This window comes from Sinorhizobium sp. B11 (genome assembly GCA_039725955.1).
Classification (GTDB): domain Bacteria; phylum Pseudomonadota; class Alphaproteobacteria; order Rhizobiales; family Rhizobiaceae; genus Rhizobium.
In genome coordinates, this window is sequence record CP091034.1 from 4494442 (window position 1) to 4512640 (window position 18199).

At 58.4% G+C, this 18199-nt stretch carries 14 protein-coding genes and 1 tRNA gene; 10 read left to right on the top strand and 5 right to left on the bottom strand.

The features are described from left to right. Positions 1 to 5 precede the first annotated feature (5 nt). Positions 6 to 1346 (bottom strand): extracellular solute-binding protein, encoded by a 1341-nt coding sequence (locus LVY75_32155; GenBank protein XAZ23398.1) that lies wholly within the window; start codon positions 1344 to 1346, stop codon positions 6 to 8. Positions 1347 to 1610: 264 nt separating this feature from the next. On the opposite strand from LVY75_32155, the gene LVY75_32160 reads away from it, so the two are divergent. From LVY75_32160 to LVY75_32175, 4 genes are all read left to right on the top strand, one after another. Then, positions 1611 to 2639: a LacI family transcriptional regulator gene (locus LVY75_32160; protein XAZ23399.1), complete on the top strand. Its 1029-nt coding sequence runs from the start codon at positions 1611 to 1613 to the stop codon at positions 2637 to 2639. 113 nt (positions 2640 to 2752) lie between these two features. Beyond that, positions 2753 to 3790: a hydroxyacid dehydrogenase gene (locus LVY75_32165; protein ID XAZ23400.1), complete on the top strand. Its 1038-nt coding sequence runs from the start codon at positions 2753 to 2755 to the stop codon at positions 3788 to 3790. A 112-nt stretch (positions 3791 to 3902) separates the two neighbouring features. Next, on the top strand, positions 3903 to 4547 hold the full coding sequence (locus LVY75_32170) for a ThuA domain-containing protein (GenBank protein ID XAZ23401.1): 645 nt from the start codon (positions 3903 to 3905) through the stop codon (positions 4545 to 4547). Between the two features lie 41 nt (positions 4548 to 4588). Beyond that, the gene (locus LVY75_32175; GenBank protein XAZ23402.1) at positions 4589 to 6100 is read left to right on the top strand and encodes an aldehyde dehydrogenase family protein; all 1512 of its coding nucleotides are present in this window, start codon (positions 4589 to 4591) and stop codon (positions 6098 to 6100) included. Between the two features lie 80 nt (positions 6101 to 6180). On the opposite strand, the gene LVY75_32180 is transcribed toward LVY75_32175, so the two are convergent. After that, positions 6181 to 6438 carry a DUF2934 domain-containing protein gene (locus LVY75_32180; GenBank protein ID XAZ23403.1) on the bottom strand — a complete coding sequence of 86 codons (258 nt, stop codon included), beginning with the start codon at positions 6436 to 6438 and terminating at the stop codon, positions 6181 to 6183. A gap of 177 nt (positions 6439 to 6615) precedes the next feature. Beyond that, positions 6616 to 8145, bottom strand: a complete 1530-nt coding sequence (locus tag LVY75_32185; GenBank protein ID XAZ23404.1) for an MFS transporter — start codon at positions 8143 to 8145, stop codon at positions 6616 to 6618. 164 nt (positions 8146 to 8309) lie between these two features. Between LVY75_32185 and LVY75_32190 the strand changes: the two genes are divergently transcribed. The 4 genes from LVY75_32190 to LVY75_32205 all read left to right on the top strand — a co-directional run bounded on the left by LVY75_32190 (position 8310) and on the right by LVY75_32205 (position 12855). After that, on the top strand, positions 8310 to 9236 hold the full coding sequence (locus LVY75_32190) for a LysR family transcriptional regulator (protein ID XAZ25875.1): 927 nt from the start codon (positions 8310 to 8312) through the stop codon (positions 9234 to 9236). Positions 9237 to 9346: 110 nt separating this feature from the next. Next, complete coding sequence (locus LVY75_32195) at positions 9347 to 10492, top strand: PspA/IM30 family protein (protein XAZ23405.1); 1146 nt, start codon at positions 9347 to 9349, stop codon at positions 10490 to 10492. Between the two features lie 6 nt (positions 10493 to 10498). Next, complete coding sequence (locus LVY75_32200; protein XAZ23406.1) at positions 10499 to 11149, top strand: YqiJ family protein; 651 nt, start codon at positions 10499 to 10501, stop codon at positions 11147 to 11149. Beyond that, entirely contained in the window at positions 11146 to 12855 is a 1710-nt protein-coding gene (locus tag LVY75_32205; protein XAZ23407.1) for a flotillin family protein, read from the top strand. The genes LVY75_32200 and LVY75_32205 overlap by 4 nt, the downstream gene beginning before the upstream one ends. A gap of 75 nt (positions 12856 to 12930) precedes the next feature. Here the strand turns inward: LVY75_32205 and LVY75_32210 are convergent, their stop codons facing one another. Next, complete coding sequence (locus tag LVY75_32210; protein ID XAZ23408.1) at positions 12931 to 14349, bottom strand: RtcB family protein; 1419 nt, start codon at positions 14347 to 14349, stop codon at positions 12931 to 12933. 297 nt (positions 14350 to 14646) lie between these two features. On the opposite strand from LVY75_32210, the gene rtcR reads away from it, so the two are divergent. Then, a complete protein-coding gene (gene rtcR / locus LVY75_32215) occupies positions 14647 to 16254 on the top strand; it encodes an RNA repair transcriptional activator RtcR (GenBank protein XAZ23409.1) in 1608 nt (535 codons plus the stop codon). Between the two features lie 53 nt (positions 16255 to 16307). On the opposite strand, the gene LVY75_32220 is transcribed toward rtcR, so the two are convergent. Continuing rightward, positions 16308 to 16397, bottom strand: a tRNA-Ser gene (locus LVY75_32220). A gap of 182 nt (positions 16398 to 16579) precedes the next feature. On the opposite strand from LVY75_32220, the gene LVY75_32225 reads away from it, so the two are divergent. Beyond that, the gene (locus LVY75_32225; protein XAZ23410.1) at positions 16580 to 18196 is read left to right on the top strand and encodes an Alw26I/Eco31I/Esp3I family type II restriction adenine-specific DNA-methyltransferase; all 1617 of its coding nucleotides are present in this window, start codon (positions 16580 to 16582) and stop codon (positions 18194 to 18196) included. Positions 18197 to 18199: the final 3 nt, after the last annotated feature.

Below are 18199 nucleotides of genomic sequence, written 5' to 3' on the forward strand. Positions count from 1 at the left end.
GCGGCTCATCCTTGGGAGACGGTGTAGCCCTGGTCGGAGCAATAGGCGCTGACCCCTTCCTGCAAGCGATCGAAGGCATCGCTGAGCGAGCCCTTGCCGCCGATGGAGGCCGAGAATTCCTGCTGCACCTGGGCAGCGAGATAATCCTGGAACGGCGCATACTGGAACGAAGAGTCGACGTGTTTGGCGCTTTCGGCGAAGACCTCGTTGACGGCCTGGCCGCCATAGAGATCGTACTTGTGGCCCATCAGCTCCTGATCGGAGGTAAGCTCCTTCAGAACCGGGAAGAGGAACTGCTTGGTCGTCCACATGCGCGCCACTTCCGGATTGCTGCCGAGGAAGACGGCAAGCTGCGTGGCTTCCTTCGGATGCTTGGTCGTGTTGAAGACGGCGAAGGTGGAACCGCCGAGATTGGCGGAGACATATTTGCCCTCTTCCCACTGCGGAAGAGGTGCTGCGCGCCAGTGGCCGTTGCTCTTCTTGGCAAACTGCGGAATGAAGACGGCGCCCCAGGCACCCGTCATCCACGAGGCATAGGTGCCTTCATCGAGCCCGGTGAACCAGTCGGTCGTCCAGACCGGTGTCTTGACGCCGACGGCGTCGGCATCGATCAGGTCCTGCCAGAAGACGGCCCATTTCTTGGCGATCGCATCGTTGAGGTTCAGCTTGAGATCCGTGCCCTTGAGCTCGAAGGGCTTCCAGCCGGCCTGCGCGAGAAGTGCAATCACCCAGCCGCCGTCGGCCGTGCCGCCGAAATTGGTAAGGTAAGTGCCGGGCGCGGCCTTGGAGAGCGCCTTGGAGTTGGCGGAAAATTCGGCCCAGGTCTTCGGAACCGCAATCTTGTGCTGGTCAAGCACGTCGGCACGGTAAAGAATACCCATCGGGCCGGAGTCCCACGGAATACCGTAGACGGCATCGCCATCCGAAGCAGAGGCCCAAGTCCAGTCGATGAACTTGTCCTTGACCTCGTTAGCGCCATGCTGGCCCATATCAAGCAGCGCCTGCAGCTGGCGGAAACCCGGAATGTTCGTGAATTCGACCTGGCCGACATCGGGCAGGCCGCTGCCGGCCTGGATAGCGTTGCGCAGTTTCACATATTCATCCGGGCCCTGGCCGGCATTCTCGAGCTTCACGCCGATATTCGGGAAGGCCTTGGTGAAGAGGTCGATCTCGCTCTGCGTGTTGGGCGTCCAGGCCCAGATGGTCAGCTCCACCTTCTCCTGCGCGCTCGCAATCGAGCCGAAGCCGGACATGGCGGCAGCCGTAGCACCGGCGCCGGCAGCCTGCAGAAGCTGGCGGCGACTGATCATCGCCTGAATGAATTCGCGTTTCATGTCGTTTGTCATGGAACTCCTCCTCCCGAAACCGACGGCACCGGACTGAGCGCAAACGCAATGCGCGGCCGCGGGACCGTCCTTCTACAGGGCCGCAATTCTGCATGCGCAATTTGCGTTGTCAATTGCGCAAATTTCAGTTCTGTGCAAATTTGATTGCGCAACATACCGTCTCTTGCGCTGCGATAAGCTGCGAAGAGCTATTGAAAATGCGTGGCAAAGGGTGGATTTGTCGCGGGAATCCTCGTTTGATCGAAGGGTTCAGGAGGACAGGTAGTGAAGAAATCAGGCAAGCCCGACGCGAACCAAATTGCGATCGCAAAAGCAGCGGGCGTTTCCGTCAGCACTGTTTCGCGCGCACTGTCCGATGCGCGAGGCATCAGCGACGAGCGCCGCATGCAAATCCGCAAACTTGCGCAGGATGCCGGTTATCTCGGACGCGGACGCCAGCCGGCCGCGCAAATGCGCCACCTGCGCGCCTATGTGACGGGAAGCCTTGCCACGGGCGGCCTTGCGCCCTTCTACGAAGCTGTCATCGCCGGCCTGAAGAGCAGCGCCCGAGACGGCGGCTTCACGCTCTCCATCCGCATGGTGGACGAGACCTCCCTTGGTCCAGAGCGCATGCTGCGCGACCAGGAGAATGAAGAAGCGAACATGACGATCTTTGTCGGCATCGACCTATCCGAAAATCTTGCATCGCATTTCCTCGATGGCACGCGCCACGCCGTGCTGGTCAATGGTTATGATCCCGCCATGCGCTTTGACTGCGTGGCGCCCAACAATTTCTTTGGAGCCGAACTCGCAGGCCGCACCCTGCTAAACGCGGGTCACCGGAATCTTCTTTATATCCATGATCATACGCGCTGGACGACGACCCAGCGCCGCCGCGGTTTCTATTCAGCGCTGGAGGCCTGTCCCGATGCGGTCTCTACGGCAATCAGCGTTGCTGGCGGCACCGATGCGGAATTGCTGGCTGAGGTGGAGAAGCGTGCCCGCGGCGAAGCCGGGTGGACGAGCGTTTTCTGCGCCAACGATATGGGTGCTTTCCGTCTCATGAACGCCCTCGGGGCGGCCGGCATTCCCGTGCCGGAAAAGATCTCCGTCATTGGTTTCGACGACCTTCCCTATGCCGCGCTCATGCATCCAAGGCTGACGACAATGCGCGTCGACTGTGCCGAGATGGCCCGGCAGGCCATTGGCCTTGTACAGCGGCGGCTTGCAGATCCCAGTGCCACGCCCCTGCAGATCGAATGCGGCGTCAACCTGCAGCGCGGTGAGACCGTTGCGCAAATTGCGCAAACGTGAGAAACATGCGCAATTAACTTGCGCAACTTGCGCATCCATGCGATCTGATGCGGGAGGCGGCTTGACCGCCCCGGTACTGCGCGAAGTTCTTCTTGGCGCAAGGGAGAGTGCTATTGCTTCAGGATGCTTCGATCGCAGAGAAAGCCCGCCCGGCCCTTGCTTTCGCCTTCGGACCCTTTGGCATTGAAAAGCTCTTTGCCACTGCTGATACTGCCAGGCTGAAGCAGGCCTGCCGAATGCCGGGCGAATTGCCGATCCGCGATTTCTCTGCCGCTGCAGCAAGGCAGATTCTCGCGGATGCGGAGATCCTCGTAACCGGTTGGGGCTGCCCGATGATCGATGCAGCGGTCCTCGACACTGCACCCAAACTGCGGCTGATCGCTCATGCGGCCGGGTCGGTGAAGCATTTGGTCGCGCCGGAAGTTTTCGAGCGTGGCGTGGTCGTTACCAATGCTGCGGATGCGAATGCCGTTCCTGTCGCCGAATTTACACTTGCCGCCATTCTTTTTGCGAACAAGCAGGTTTTCCGGTTTCGCCGGGACTATACGTCGAAGCGCAGCTTCATCGGCGTTTCCCAGCAATATGACGGCGACGCCGGCAATTGGGAAAAGCGTGTCGGCATCATCGGCGCCTCGCGCATCGGCCGTCGTGTCATTGAGCTTCTGCGACCGTTCGGCATCGAAATCCTGTTGCACGATCCGTTGGTCGATGCGTCAGAGGCGCGCCGCATGGGCGCAACGCTTGTTCCTCTCGAGGAACTGATGAGAAGCTGCGACACGATTTCCATCCACGCGCCGTTGCTCGCATCCACCCGCGGCATGATCGACGCCGGCATGCTGGCCCGCATGCCCGACGGCGCAACGCTGATCAATACCGCCCGTGGCGGCATTGTCGATAGCGCAGCACTGGAGGCCGAACTCGTCAGTGGCCGGCTCTGGGCAATTCTCGATGTGACGGAGCCGGAAACACCGCCGGTCGATTCCCCTCTTTATACGCTGGAGAATGTACTGATGACGCCACATATTGCTGGCGCCATCGGACGCGAGCGCCATCGTCTTGGCCGCCTCGTGGTCGAAGAGATAGAACGCTATCTGGCCGGCGAGCCGTTGCGCCATAGTGTTACCATCGAAGGTCTGCTGCATCAGGCCTAGAGCAATTCCGGCGAAAACAGGCAGCGGTTTTGCCTCCGGAATTGCGTGAAGACAAAGAGATAGAGAATTTTCGTAGTTCGAAGAGAAACGGAAACGCTCTGAAGGAGGAAGGATGAGGAAGGCCATCATCGTCTGGGGCGGCTGGGCAGGCCATGAGCCTGAACCATGCGCCAATATCGTCGGCGAGTTGCTGCGTGAAGACGGCTTTGCGGTCGAGATCACCAATGATCTCGACATCTTCGGCTCTCCGCAGCTTGAAAAAGCCGACCTTTTGGTCCCTGTCATCACCGGCGAGACGCTGGAAAAACCGCATGCCAATGCGCTGGTTGAAGCGGTACGTGGCGGGCTTGGCCTCGGCGGCCATCATGGCTGCCTTGCCACGTCCTTCAAGGAAAGCGCCCCCTTCCGCTACGTCTCAGGCGTCACCTGGGTCGCCCATCCCGGCAATATCATCGACTTCCGGGTCGCGGTGACGCGGCAGGACGATCCGCTGATGGAAGGCATCCCGGATTTCGACTACCGCTCGGAGCAATATTACCTGCACTACGATCCTTCGGTCGAAATCCTCGCCACCACAACCTTTACCGGCCAGTACGATCCGGCCGCGCGCAATATCGCGATGCCGGTAGTCTTCAAGCGGCACTTCGGCGAGGGCCGCATCTTCTATTCGGCACTCGGCCATGTCGCCGCCGAATTCAACCATCCCTACATGCCTCTCATTCTCCGGCGCGGCCTCAGTTGGGCCGCCCGACAGTAGTCGCCCATCAGCAGTCCCATTCAGCAATCGAGGACAAAGTCATGACCGTCCAATATCGCTTCATCGCGCCGCGCCTAGACGATCCGCGCCTTCTGCAGGACCGCCGCTATTCCATGCTGATCGATGGCAGGAGCGTTCCCGCCCAGTCAGGAGAGACGATCAACCGCGAAAGTCCTGCTCACCCCGGCCATATCGTCGGCGCCATTCCGAAAGGTTCGCGTGCCGACGCCGAGGCTGCAATTGCGGCTGCCCGCAAAGCCTTCGACCATGGCCCCTGGCCGAAAATGACCGGTGGCGAGCGTGCCCGCATCATGCGCCGCGTCGCCGATCTCATCGAAGCGAATATCGAGGAGCTTGCCACCATCGAGGCGCTGGAGGTCGGCAAGGCAATCAACCAGGCGCGCGACGAAATGGGCTTTTCCGCGTCGCTCTGGCATTATGCCGCCGGCCATGCACAGGGCCTCGAAGGCGAAACGCATAATGATATGGGTGCCAATACGCTCGGTCTCGTGCTGCGCGAGCCAGCCGGCGTCGTCGGCATCATCACGCCCTGGAATTTCCCCCTGTTGATCGGCTCCGAGCGCATTCCCTGGGCGATTGGCGCAGGCTGCACCGTCGTTATCAAACCCAGCGAATTCACCTCGGGCTCGACCATCCGCCTCGCAGAACTTGCCCGCGAGGCTGGCTTGCCGGACGGTGTGTTGAATGTCGTAACAGGCTATGGCGCCGATGTCGGCCAGATCTTCGCCGAGCATCCCGATGTCGACATGGTCACCTTCACCGGTTCGCAGCGCGTCGGCCGCATCATCGGCGCGATTGCCGGCCAGAACATCAAAAGGGTCGGCCTGGAACTCGGCGGCAAAGGTCCGCAGATTGTCTTCGCCGATGCCGATCTCGATGCCGCCGCCGCGAAGATTTCAGGCGGCGCCTTTCATTGTTCGGGTCAGGTCTGCATCGCCGGCAGTCGCCTGATCGTTCATGAGTCTGTCGCTGACAAGCTTCTGGAAAAGGTCGAGGCTCTGGCGGCAAGCATCGTCACCGGCGATCCGCTCGACGATTCCAGCACCGTCGGCGCGCTGATCCACAAAGCCCATCTCGAGAAGGTCTCCGGCTACGTGGCCGCAGGCAAGGCGGATGGTGCACAGATCTATAGCGGTGGCACCATTCTCGGCGAAGGCGGCGCCTTCTACGCGCCGACGATCTTCACCGGCGTGAAACCGGATATGTCGATTGCTCGTGAGGAGATCTTCGGCCCGGTTCTTGCCAGCTTCCGCTTCAGGGATCCCGAAGAGGCAATCCGCTTGGCCAATGATACACCTTTCGGCCTTTCTGCCTGCGTCTGGTCGAACAATCTATCGACTGCCCTGCAGGCGATCCGCCGCATCAAGGCCGGCCGTACCTGGATCAACGGCATGGGCGACGGCACGCCGCAAATGCCGATCGGCGGCTACAAGCAAAGCGGGATCGGCCGCGAACTCGGCCGTCATGGTTTCGATGAATATTCGGAGCTGAAGAACGTTCACATCACGCTTGCGGATAGCCTGGCGCGATAATGCAAAAGCCGCCGGCCTGATGGTCGGCGGCTTATACAAGCTCGCACAGAAATGGCTTTTGCCGCGTGGCGGGATTCAATCTAGCGGCCTGCCGTCTGGCGCCGGCTGCTCTGATTATCCTGTGCCTCGGCCTCGTCATAGGTCCGCATCAAGCGCCCGGCTGCCTTCAGTTTTTCGATGAGATCACTGCCGTCGGCGGAAGCCTTGGTAGCTTCGAGCTGATCGAACTCCCTGAGCGCCTGCGCCCAATGGCTCTCGCCCCGACCGTGCGGCCGGCCTTCCTCTTCCCAGATGGCATATGCCCGCTGGTTGACCCAATCATCCCGATTACGATTCATCTCAAAACCCCAGCCAGTAAATATGTTCACGCAATGCCAATGGAAATAAAAGTGACAGCCCGGACTTTAGGAGTCGTTACTGCGGGATGTAATATTGCAGGATAAATTGCGTCGGAAAGAATAGTTTTTCAGTGGCTATAGTTAAAAGGGCGGAAACGTTTGTCCGCCCTTCTCCGTTCAAACAGCAACAGACTCTTCAGCCGCTTCGCCGGCTTTGCCGACGCCTCGTCCCATGAAAGTGAAAATGACGATTGCCGTCAGAACCGTGATGCCGGTTAGAAACCACAGAAGCAGGCCGAAAGCATCATTATAGGCATGGATGAGTTCCAGTTCGCCTATTCCGGAAAGAGCCTGGCCCGCACCCTTGAGATCGCCCGTCACCAGACGCTGTGCCGCCACGATCGCTTCATGGCTTGTCCCAAGATAGGACTGCGTCAGCGCGGAGAGGACCGCACTCACGATGGCGAGTGCCACCCCTTCGCCGGCGACGCGGGTCGTGCTGAAAATCCCGGTTGCCATGCCGGCGCGCTCCTTCGGCACGACACTGACGGCAAGCCCGTCCATGAGGCCCCAAGGCAGGCTGATGCCGATACCGATCGTCAGCAGGGGTGCAACAAGCGCCACATGGTCCGAACCGACGGGAATATGGGCGAGCCAGAAGAGACCGACAGCCGAGATGACGAGACCGGCGCTGCAGATCGTCGCTGCCGGCAACCACCGGGTCAGCAACCCGGCCGCGATCGGCAGGATGAGGAGCGGGCCGGAAAGCGCGATCATCATCTGTCCCCCAGCAACCGCACTCAAACGCTCGATACCGACGAAACGCACCGGCAGCAGGATCAGCAGGACAACGAATGCATAGGCTGGAGCAGCCGCAAGGAGTTGCACGCCGACGAAACGGGGATACCGGAAAAGCGTCAGATCGAGCATGGGCCGCTTTACGAGGTGCTCGATGAAGCAGAAGAGAGCCATCAGCAGCGCCGAGCCCAGAAGGAGCCCAAGCGTAAGGGCATCGCCCCAGCCGCTCTCCGGTGCCCGCAGCACGCCATAAGTAAAAAGCGAGAGAGCGAGCGTGAAGCTGATTGCGCCCGGCCAATCGAGCCCCCTTGCCTCGGGATCGCGGGTTTCCGTCAGGAATACCGCACCGAATATGAAAGCGATGATGGCGAGGCCAACAACGAGTGCGAAGATCGCCCGCCAACCGAAGGCTTCGATCATCATGCCCGACGCCATCGGTCCGAAGGCCAGGCCAATACCGAAACTCGCGCCGACGAGACTAAAGGCACGCATGCGTTCCTTTCCGTCGAACTCTTGCGCTAGCGATGCCATCCCGCCAGAGAAAGCCGCGGCCGAGCCGAAACCCTGGAGCGCGCGAAGGCCGTCGAACCAGACGATATCAGGCGAAAAGGCAAGCCCGCCGGAAAACAGGATGAAGGCGGCAAGGCCGCACAGGAAGATGCGTTTGCGGCCATAGCTGTCCGCGAGCGCACCGGCGGCCATAAGCGTGCTGCCAAAGGTAAGCATGAAGGCATTGGTGACCCAGTTGTGGGCAATGGGGCTGCCGCCGAGTTCGGCACTGATTGCCGGCAGGGCCACGGCGGGACCTGTAAAGGTAAGAGGCATAGCCGCCGCTGCGGAGCAGATGGCGATCAAGACGAAGATTTTCTCCGCGATACTTGCAGGTTTGGATTTGTGGGGAACGGTCATCAGATATCCGCTGGTTCGAGGGTGGGACGCGATTGGGAGGGCACGGGCGGCGCTGAAACGCCTGGACTTCGAATGCGGAAAGCAGCATAAATTGAGGATAATGCTTCGATAACCTATGGTTTGTTCCGCATATAAAGGAAGAAACCGCTCGAATGGATCTGTATATGGACCAGCCTCTGGGTGGCCTCACGGCATTCGTCAGAACGGCGGATCTTGGAAGTTTCGTCGCCGCCGGCCGTGCTCTCGGCCTTTCCGCCTCCGCTGTCGGCAAGGCCGTAACCGCGCTTGAACAACAGCTCGGCGTCCGCCTGTTCCAGCGCTCGACGCGGAGCTTGCGACTGACGGAAGAAGGCCGCCTGTTCCATGAGCGCTGCCGGCGCATCCTTGATGACCTGGAAGACGCCCAAGCCTCGCTCGCTCAGGCGGTTGCGATCCCTCGGGGGCGGTTGCGCGTGAGCGTACCGCTGGTCAGCTACCATCTGATCCTGCCGATCCTGCCGGAATTCGTGAACCTCTACCCGGAGGTCGAACTCGATCTCGACTTCAACGACCGGATTGTCGATCTGATCGAAGAGGGCGTCGATGTCGCCATCCGCAGCGGAACCTTGCCGGATTCGCGGCTGATGTCGCGTGCACTTCGCCCGTTCCAGCTTCTGCTATGCGCGGCTCCCGCCTATCTGGAAAAACACGGCACTCCGGATTGCCCACGTGACCTGGAAGGTCACTTAGGCGTCCGCTTCCGATTCCCGAATTCCGGAAAACTGCAGCCCTGGCCGCTCAGCCTCTCTCCCGATCATCCGGAAATCAGAACCCGCACGGTGCTGACCTGCAACAACATGGAAGCCCTTCGCGGCGCCACTGTCAGTGGCATGGGCATCGGCTGCATGCCGGATTTCCTCGCCCGCGATCCTCTTGCAGATGGCAGGCTGCGCACGGTGCTCGATGCCCATATCGATGCCCCCGCCCAGTTCCACCTGCTCTGGCCATCCAACCGGCACCTTTCGCCCAAGGTCCGCGTGCTTGTCGATTTCCTCAGCGAAAAGCTCTTTTCCGATCGTTGCGAGAGCGTCCCTATTGCACGCCACGCTTGAGAAAATCATTTATGTCCTGAATGCGCCATACATACCTAGGGATTCATCCGCCGGATAAAATTTCAACTAAAAACTGAAACCTGGACTTGAAAGCACAAAAGCAGTGCTTTATGTTTAAAGGCATGGCCCAAACCGCTCACACATCGATTTTGCGCTATGACCTTTCGCCTGACCCTGAGGCAAAACAGGCTCTGGACGAGACCTTTGCCGCCTACGCAAAAATGCTCGCCATGCTCGACGAGATGCTGACGGAAGAAGACGGAGCCAATCTCGTTACGCTTCACGAACTGGCTTATGAGACCGTTCGGGAGAAAACGGGACTGCCGGCCAGGCTGGTCACCCTCGGTCTGCGCGACTTCGCATCCAATCGCAACCATCCGATATCACCGGCAAAACTGCCTCTGGATGAAAAACTGTTCTCGATAAAGGGACCCGCAACGCTGTCACTCGCGACCGTTCGTGGCCGAATGATCGTTCCTTACGACGTCGCAGGCTATTCGAACGGGTCGATCAACATCTTTGCGGCTCAACTCGTTGCCAACAACGGTGCCTTTCAGATCGATATCGGCGTCACTCCGCATGCAAACCGAAGGGAGATCAATATCATGACAAGTGAAGGGATATTGTCGCGCGTAGGTCGCCTTATCGCCGGACTTGCGAATGCTGCCGTCGACAAGGCCGAAGGAGCAAACAAAATCGCGGTCGTCGAACAAGCGCTTCGTGACATCGATTCTGCTGCCGACGAGGCCCGTGTGGACCTCGGCAAATCACGGGCAGAAGAATATCGCATCCAGACCCGACGCAGCGAGATCGAAGCTGATCGGCGCGCCCTTGATGACAAGATCCGCACAGCCATGTCGGCCAATCGAGATGACCTTGCGAAGGCGGGCGTGGCAAGACAGATCGATCTGGAGGCGCAGCTTGCTGCACTCGACAATGCCCTATCGGCCGCCAGAACACAGCTGGATGAGGGCCAGCAAGCGCTTCAGGCAATCCTGGCGACACGCCGTGAGGCAGAAGAAAAGCTGGCCGCTTTGAAGCGTAGTCTTCAGCATCTGCATGAGGCTTCCGACACTGCAGCCGGCCGAAGCCGGCCGACTGACGGGGCAGCCCGCGCGGCCGCGGCCGTTTCACGCCTCACAGGAGTTCCGTCAGAGGATAAGGCTGCAAGCGCAGAGCTGGATGAACTTGACCGTCTGCATCGGGAACAGGCGATCGAAGCCCGGCTCGCCCAGCTCAAGGCCGGTCAGAATTAAACGCAGATGGATCTTTTCCTCGACCCTCACTCCACCCCCTTTGCGGTTGCGGCAATCATACTGGCTGCACTGACCTTTCTGGAAATGTGCTGCCTTTTGATTGGGTTTTCGCTCAGCGAGCTGATCGGAAAGGCATTACCCGACGATCACGGCAGCGGCGTGTCGGGGCTTCTGTCATGGCTCAACTATGGTGGAGTTCCGGTTCTGGTGCTGCTGATGCTGTTTCTCGGCATGTTTGCCATAAACGGCTTTGTTTTCCAGGCGATTGCCCGAACCCTTTGGTTGCCTTTGCCGACACTCGTGGCCGCGGTGCCTGCTTTTCTTGTTGCGATCCCTGAAGTCCGATCCCTGACCAGGATCGTCGGGCGGCTCGTACCACGTGATGAGACCTATGCCGTTGACCTCGCCGAATTCATTGGAAGGACTGGCGAAGTGACAGTCGGCCCGTTGGATCAAGGGCTGCCCGGCTGTGTTCGCATTAAGGACCGGCACAGCAATTGGCATACGTTCAGGGCTAGGGCCGCGCCGAACGAACGGCCCATGGCGATCGGCGCCCAGGTCCTCATTGTCGACCATAAATCCAATGTTTTCATAGCCATCACTCCGCCGTCAAACATGCTGAAGGCGCCAGATACATATACCGGGGAGTCACCATGATATTCGATCTGCTATTGCCGGCCATTATCGGCCTTGTACTGATCCTGGGCATCGGCCTGGTTTTCGCAACACTCTACACTCGATCCAGCCGGGACGAGGCCTATGTTCGCACCGGTCTCGGCGGCCAGAAGGTCGTCCTTGATGGCGGCTCGGTCGTCCTTCCGATCTTTCAATCGATAGCGCGCGTCAATCTCAAGACGCTGCGGCTTGAGGTACGGCGCGGCGAAGGTGACGCACTCATTACCAAGGACCGTATGCGGGTCGATATCGGTGCGGAATTCTACGTGCGCGTCAAACCCGACGCCTCATCGATCGCGCTCGCTGCGCAGACCCTCGGCAATCGCACCAACGATGCGGAACAGCTTCGGATTTTGATCGAGGCGAAATTCGTGGACGGTCTTCGCTCTGTCGCCGCCACCATGAACCTCGATGCGCTGCAGGAACAGCGCATGGATTTCGTCAAGGCCGTGCAGGAGGCCGTCGGCGCTGACCTGCAATCGAACGGCCTCGAGCTCGAATCGGTTTCCCTGACCCGCCTTGACCAGACCGACATCAAGCATTTCAATGCCAACAACTTCTTCGATGCGCAGGGCCTCGCAACGCTGACCCGCATCACCGAAAGCCGCAAGAAGGAACGCAACGAGATCGTCCGCGATACGGAAGTCGCCATCGCCCAGAAAGATCTCGAAGCGCGCCAGCAGTCACTGGCAATCGAGCGCACCAAGCGCGAAGCCGAGCTCAACCAGGAGCGTGACATCGCCAATAAGTCGGCCGCAACGCGCGCAGAAACCGCCCAGCAGGAGCAGGCTGCCAAGCGCGCGGAAGAAGAGGCCCGCATCACCACCGAGCAGGCGATTGCCGAGCGTGAGGCCCTCGCCAAGCAGGTCCGCGAAAGCGCGAATATCGACGCATCCCGCGCCGTGCAGCAGCGCGATACCGAAGCCCGCCGCGACCTGCAGATCGTTTCACAGGAAAGCGCCATTGCCGTCGCCACCAAGAGCCGCGAGGAGTCCGAAGCCAAGGCTAAAGCGGAACAGGCAAGGGCCCTGGCTATCGCAGCGGAGGAAAAGGTTTCGACCGCAAAAGCCGTCGAAATTGCCGAACGCGAACGTCAGATCGCCGTCATCGACGCCCGCAAGAAGGCGGAAACCGAAGCGACGGCCGTGACCGTCGGTGCCGAAGCTGAAAAACAGGCCGCCGTCGACCAGGCGGACGCCATCAAGACGCTCGCGGTGGCAGAGGCAGACGCCGCAGTCATCAAAGCGAAGGGCGTTCTGGAGACCGGCAAGGCGGCGGCCGAAAGCGAAGCCCTGCTGAACGAAGCACGCAACCGGTTGAGTGCGGCGATCATCGACTACGAAATCCTGCGCGAGCGTATCCGTATCATCCCGCAGGCGCTGGCTGAGGCGGTGAAGCCGATCGAGAAGATTTCCGATATCCGTATTTTCGACACCGGCGGCATGCTGGGACGCGGCGGCGACGCCCGAAGCGGAAACATAGGGCTCGGTGACGGACTTGCGGGCCAATTGCTGAATTATCAGGCCAACAAGCCCGTCCTCGACCAGCTTCTGAAAGAAGCGGGCTTTGCTGGAGACAACGCGGTTTCTTCGCTGCTCGGAAACCTCCAACCGAGTTCGGCTGCCCGGCAGGAACCCGCTGACCTCAATGTTGATCTAAAAATCGAGGACCTATATCCGCCGAGATAAATCTAATATCCAAAACCCAAAAGGGCGGATTACTCCGCCCTTTCTTTGTACAGGCCACATCTGCGCACATCCGGACTACCGGCGCTTCTTCCGCCAAGGCGCGTTTTTCTGCCAGTCGCCCGCCATGATGTTTCCGTAAGGAATCACCTCGTCGACCACCTCGGCAAGACCGTACTGTTCGATCTGCGCCCGGACATTGGCAGCCGATTTGTAGGCACCCGGCAATTCGGAAATATCCGCGAAGCCGGAGAAGAAACGCGCGTCGATCCCAGCCGCTTCCTTCGCCAGAATATCGGCGATGTTGTTCGGGCTGAGCCCGCGGGAGTCGGCACCGTATTCTTCTGCAAGACGCCGCAGATGGGCGCTGCGCGAGAAGTTACGGCCGGCACCGTGCGGTGAGAAGCCCAAGCCATGCGCGGCATTCGAACCGCGAACGATGAGGATCGGTTCCGCCATGTTGAGCGGAATGATCGTCAGATCCGTTGCATCTGCCGCCCATTTGTCGAACGCCGGGGTCGCACCTTTCCCGTGATAAAAGAGGCCATCGGACTTCCTGAAAACGAAGTTGTGCTCGTTCCAGAAGCGATCAGCGACCTTGGCAGAGAGATTTTCCGCCGCCATATCATGGATGACATAATGGTTCTCCTTCGTCCACTGACGCACCGTCTGAAGTGCCGCCCAGTAGAGTTCTGCCTCCTCGGTATCGCTGGGAATCCAGGCATTATCGCGCAGCGTTTCCGGCGAGATCTGTTCGCGGAAGCGGTTTGCAACCTTCATCCCACGATCATAGAGACGCGCACCCGGGGCCCGTGAACCGTGATGGGTCACGAGAGCCGTCTCGCCGGTCGATTTCATCGTTCCGACATAGGCAAAGTGGTTTCCGTCACCCTGCGTCCCGAAGTGTTCAATTCCCGCGCTGAACGCACCATCCTTCAAATACGGATTCTGCTGAAAAGCAGAAAGCGTGGCTTCAGACGGCTTGATCTGCGCACCGCGTGGACGGCCACCCGGACCGAAATGCGTCACGGCATGAACGGCATCCAGCAGCGATTTCGGATCGACGCTCGGAAAGATAGAGATCGCCATCGAGCAGCATATATCCGCAGAGTGCATGCCCGGATGGATTCCTTCCGATGCGACGACACCGCCGACCGGAATGGTTCCAACAGGCCCGGCCGGGCAGGCATCCGGCATGATTGCTGCCGCACGGATGACGGGCGTGCGGACAAGCTCGCGCATCGTCGCATTCACCTTCTCGACATTGTCTTGCTCGAAAGAGTTTTCAGCGCGGATGTTCGAATAGATCTCGATGTCGCCAGACGTGCGCAGCGCGAGCGTCGGCCCCGGCTGGAATGTCCGCGCAGCCGCCATCGCCTCATCCATCGAACCATTTTCGCTCAGAACCTTATTGGCAGCATCGAGCGCCGGGCGAAACCACTTGCCCTGCAGCATGCCTGCGTCGATCAGATCCTGTCCGCTTACGACTTTAACCATGGTCTTTTCTGCTTCTGCAGTCCTTCTATTCGTTCGCTTTTCCACACCACCCAGGCGACGATCTTTTCGCATCAGACTTTTGCCAAAGGCGTGTCACGCAAATTTTGTGACGCCGGATACAATTCAAGTGGTGTGCCAATTGGACGCCCAAAGCACAGAAACAGCAGAAATTTATTTCTATCCAATTGTTTTAAAACGGATAAAAACTTCGAAAAGAACTTTCAGCCTAGAATTGCGATTTCATTCGAGTTTTCATATCGTATCTTAAAATATAAGCCTTATATAATTGGATAACCCATGAAACGTCGAGTTGCCATCAGCATCCTTGGGACGACGCTTGATCTCGGCCGCCACGAAGAACGCTGGAACCGATGGCGGCCGAACGTTGGTCTGTGCCGGCAGCCCGGAATGTTCATCGATCGCCTTGATCTCATTCACGACAACCATTCGGAATGGCTGGCAAAAGGGATTATTGCGGATATCGAAACCGTCTCACCGGCAACCGAAGTCCGCCAGAACATCATCAATCTCAAGGATCCCTGGGATTTCTCCGAGGTCTATACGAGCCTACGAGACTTTGCCCGCAACTATAATTTCGATCCGGAGAGCGAGGACTACCTCGTCAATATCACTACCGGCACGCATGTCGCCCAGATCTGCTGGTTTCTGCTGACTGAGGCGCGGATCATTCCCGGCCGCCTTTTACAGCTCTCGCCGCCGCGCGGCCGCGAACCGGATCGGGACTTTGCAGGCACGCACGCCATTATCGATCTTGATCTCTCACGATACGATGAAATCGCTAAGCGCTTTGCCTCGGAAAGGGACGATGCCAGATCCTTCCTGAAATCCGGTATTTCTACGCGCAATGCCGCCTTCAACCGGATGATCGATGAAATCGAACGCGTCGTTATCCGCTCGAGCGCACCTGTGCTGCTCACAGGGCCGACAGGCGCCGGTAAATCGCAGCTTGCCAAGCGGATTTACGAACTGAAAAAGGCCCAGCGCAAGGTAACCGGACCTTTCGTCGAGGTGAACTGTGCAACGTTACGCGGCGACCAGGCCATGTCCACCCTCTTCGGCCACGTCAAAGGCGCCTTTACCGGTGCCGCCGGCGAACGAGCAGGTCTCCTGAAGTCCGCCGACAAGGGCGTTCTCTTTCTGGACGAGATCGGTGAGTTGGGTGCAGATGAACAGGCCATGTGCCTGCGTGCCATCGAGGAAAAGCGCTTCCTGCCGGTTGGCGCGGACCGAGAAGTGTCTGCCGACTTCCAGCTCCTCGCCGGCACGAACAGGGATCTGGGCGAAGCCGTGCAGAAGGGGCAGTTTCGCGAAGATCTCCTTGCGCGATTGAACCTCTGGACATTCGGGCTTCCTGCCCTGCGCGAGCGCCGGGAAGACATAGAGCCCAACCTCGAATTCGAGCTGCGGCGTTTTCTAGAATTGGAAGGTCAGAACATCACCTTCAACAAGGAGGCTCGCCAGCGCTACCTTTCCTTCGCAAACAGCCCAGAGGCTCTCTGGAGCGCCAACTTCCGCGATCTTTCCGCCTCGATCACCCGCATGGCGACGCTCGCCCCACAAGGACGGATCACCGTGGAAGCGGTCGAGGACGAAATTCGCCGACTGAAAGCCTCATGGAGGAATTCGGCCCAGAGCCTGTCGAATGACGATATTCTCATCGAGATCCTCGGCCGAGACGCGGTCGCCGGGCTCGACCTTTTCGATTCGGCCCAGCTTTCAGCCGTCGTCCGCATATGCCGAGAACATGCCAATATCAGCGCCGCAGGCCGAGCCCTGTTCGCAAGCTCACGCCTTGAGAAAAAGAGCATTAACGACGCAGATCGCCTGTCGAAATATCTGGCGCGCTTCGGATTGAGATTTGAAGACGTCCGCACGGCGCGCTGAATGCCGGGACCTTGGGCAGGCTTTCGGTGTGATCGGATCGCCGGATTTTGTAATGGCGGAGAGGGTGGGATTTGAACCCACGATACCCTTGCAGGTATGCCGCATTTCGAGTGCGGTGCATTCGACCACTCTGCCACCTCTCCGCGGTCTTGGTCGGCGCTTGTTCGGCGCGGGCGTTCTCATAACGAGCAAATGACAGGCTGGGTGAGTCGCTGATGTGCCGATGACGTGGCCTTTTTTACCAGGAGTGTGGCGTCGTGGTCCTTGAATGGAGGGCAACCAATCGGCATAAGTGTAGATTCGAATCATCGTTATGCAGGCTCTCATGAACCTCGTCGTAAATCTGCGCGATATCACGGATGGCAGCGGCGCATTTTCGAGAAAATCGCTCCACGAGCGGTATACCGGAAAATTCTATACCCCCGATTTTATCTCCGAATTAGTTGCGATTGATCTCGCAGGCGCTCGCAAAAAAAAGACAACTCGTTCACTGGTGGATCCGTTTGCAGGTGACGGGCGCCTTGTTGTCAAGTTTTTGAGCAACGCTAATGCATCACTTCGGGGCCAGCACCTCAACATCTCTCTGTGGGACTGCGATGAGTCAGCGCTGAAGCTGGCGGAGAAAAACGTCAAAGTCGCATTACAAAAACATGGTCTGACGGCCGACATCGACGTGAGAGCGGGCGATAGCTTCCATCTAGCATCGTCGCATCACGGCACATTCGATCTGTGCATCACCAATCCTCCATGGGAGGCCCTGAAGCCGGATCGCAGAGAACTGAGGCTGCTAAGCTCATCTAAGCAAGCGCAGGTCATTGAACATTTGAGGCGCTTTGATGCTGACTTGGCCTCTATGTATCCCATGTCTCAACCAAGTAGGAAATTCTCCGGATGGGGAACGAATCTTTCTCGTGTTGGCACTGAGCTGGCAGTTAAACTAGTTCGGCAAGGGGGGTCCGTCGGCATCATTTGCCCCGCTGCACTGTTTGCAGACCAAAATTCTGAGAAATTGCGAGAGTGGCTTTGGCAAGATCTCGATATACGGACGATGTCTTTTTTTCCCGCTGAGGCCCGCCTTTTCGATCGTGTAGACCAATCATGCCTTTATTTTACAGCCAATCGAGGGACACCTAGCAAGGACATCGAACTCTCAATCTTCAACAATGACCTTTCCTTAAAAGAGCGAAGCCACGTCGCTGTTGAACGCCTGAAAGCACGTCCCGGGCAAACCATACCATTTGAGCTAGGCCACGGAGCCTTGGCTCTCTTCGAAACCTTCCTGCATCACGAAACTTTCAAGGAGCTTGAGGGGCATCCCGACGGATTGTGGGCAGGCCGTGAATTAGATGAAACTGGTTATCAAAATTTCTTAGCTCGCAGCGGTGAATATCATTTCATTAAGGGTCGAATGATCGGCCAATACGCCGTTCACAATCCTCCTAACTCCTATGTATCGACCTCGGGCCCGATAATCCCATCAAGCGCGAATTTCCAGCGCATTGCCTGGCGTGATGTATCTCGCCCAACGCAAAAGCGACGCGTTCAAGCGACGATCATTCCAGGCGGATGGGTAACCGGCAACTCGCTTCACGTGGCATATTTCAGAGATGGCGACATCAGCAAGTTAAGACGATTGTTAGCCATTATGAACTCCCTAGTTTTTGAATTACAAGCCAGGGCAGTTCTATCAACGTCTCATGTGTCGCTTGGTGTCATTCGCCAAGTGCGCGTTCCTGCGCTGAGCGGGCTTTGCTTGATCGACACTCTCTGCGAAAGGCGACTTGCTGGAGACGCTGCCGTTGAAGATCTTCTCGAAGTGGCTTGCGCGAAAGCATATGGGTTTGATAGAAGTAACTTTTCAAAAATTCTTGAATTTTTCAAATGGATTCCTGAGAAAAAAAGAGAATTTCTGATGTCTAAATCTGCATGGGCAAAAATATAAACT

What these genes read in the sequence shown, in the direction of transcription:
- LVY75_32155 (XAZ23398.1), bottom strand. Translation starts at nt 1,346, where the DNA reads ATGACAAACGACATGAAACGCGAATTCATTCAGGCGATGATCAGTCGC.
- LVY75_32210 (XAZ23408.1), bottom strand. Translation starts at nt 14,349, where the DNA reads ATGGTTAAAGTCGTAAGCGGACAGGATCTGATCGACGCAGGCATGCTG.
- LVY75_32175 (XAZ23402.1), top strand. Translation starts at nt 4,589, where the DNA reads ATGACCGTCCAATATCGCTTCATCGCGCCGCGCCTAGACGATCCGCGC.
- LVY75_32180 (XAZ23403.1), bottom strand. Translation starts at nt 6,438, where the DNA reads ATGAATCGTAATCGGGATGATTGGGTCAACCAGCGGGCATATGCCATC.
- LVY75_32185 (XAZ23404.1), bottom strand. Translation starts at nt 8,145, where the DNA reads ATGACCGTTCCCCACAAATCCAAACCTGCAAGTATCGCGGAGAAAATC.
- rtcR (XAZ23409.1), top strand. Translation starts at nt 14,647, where the DNA reads ATGAAACGTCGAGTTGCCATCAGCATCCTTGGGACGACGCTTGATCTC.
- LVY75_32200 (XAZ23406.1), top strand. Translation starts at nt 10,499, where the DNA reads ATGGATCTTTTCCTCGACCCTCACTCCACCCCCTTTGCGGTTGCGGCA.
- LVY75_32225 (XAZ23410.1), top strand. Translation starts at nt 16,580, where the DNA reads ATGAACCTCGTCGTAAATCTGCGCGATATCACGGATGGCAGCGGCGCA.
- LVY75_32190 (XAZ25875.1), top strand. Translation starts at nt 8,310, where the DNA reads ATGGACCAGCCTCTGGGTGGCCTCACGGCATTCGTCAGAACGGCGGAT.
- LVY75_32195 (XAZ23405.1), top strand. Translation starts at nt 9,347, where the DNA reads ATGTTTAAAGGCATGGCCCAAACCGCTCACACATCGATTTTGCGCTAT.
- LVY75_32170 (XAZ23401.1), top strand. Translation starts at nt 3,903, where the DNA reads ATGAGGAAGGCCATCATCGTCTGGGGCGGCTGGGCAGGCCATGAGCCT.
- LVY75_32205 (XAZ23407.1), top strand. Translation starts at nt 11,146, where the DNA reads ATGATATTCGATCTGCTATTGCCGGCCATTATCGGCCTTGTACTGATC.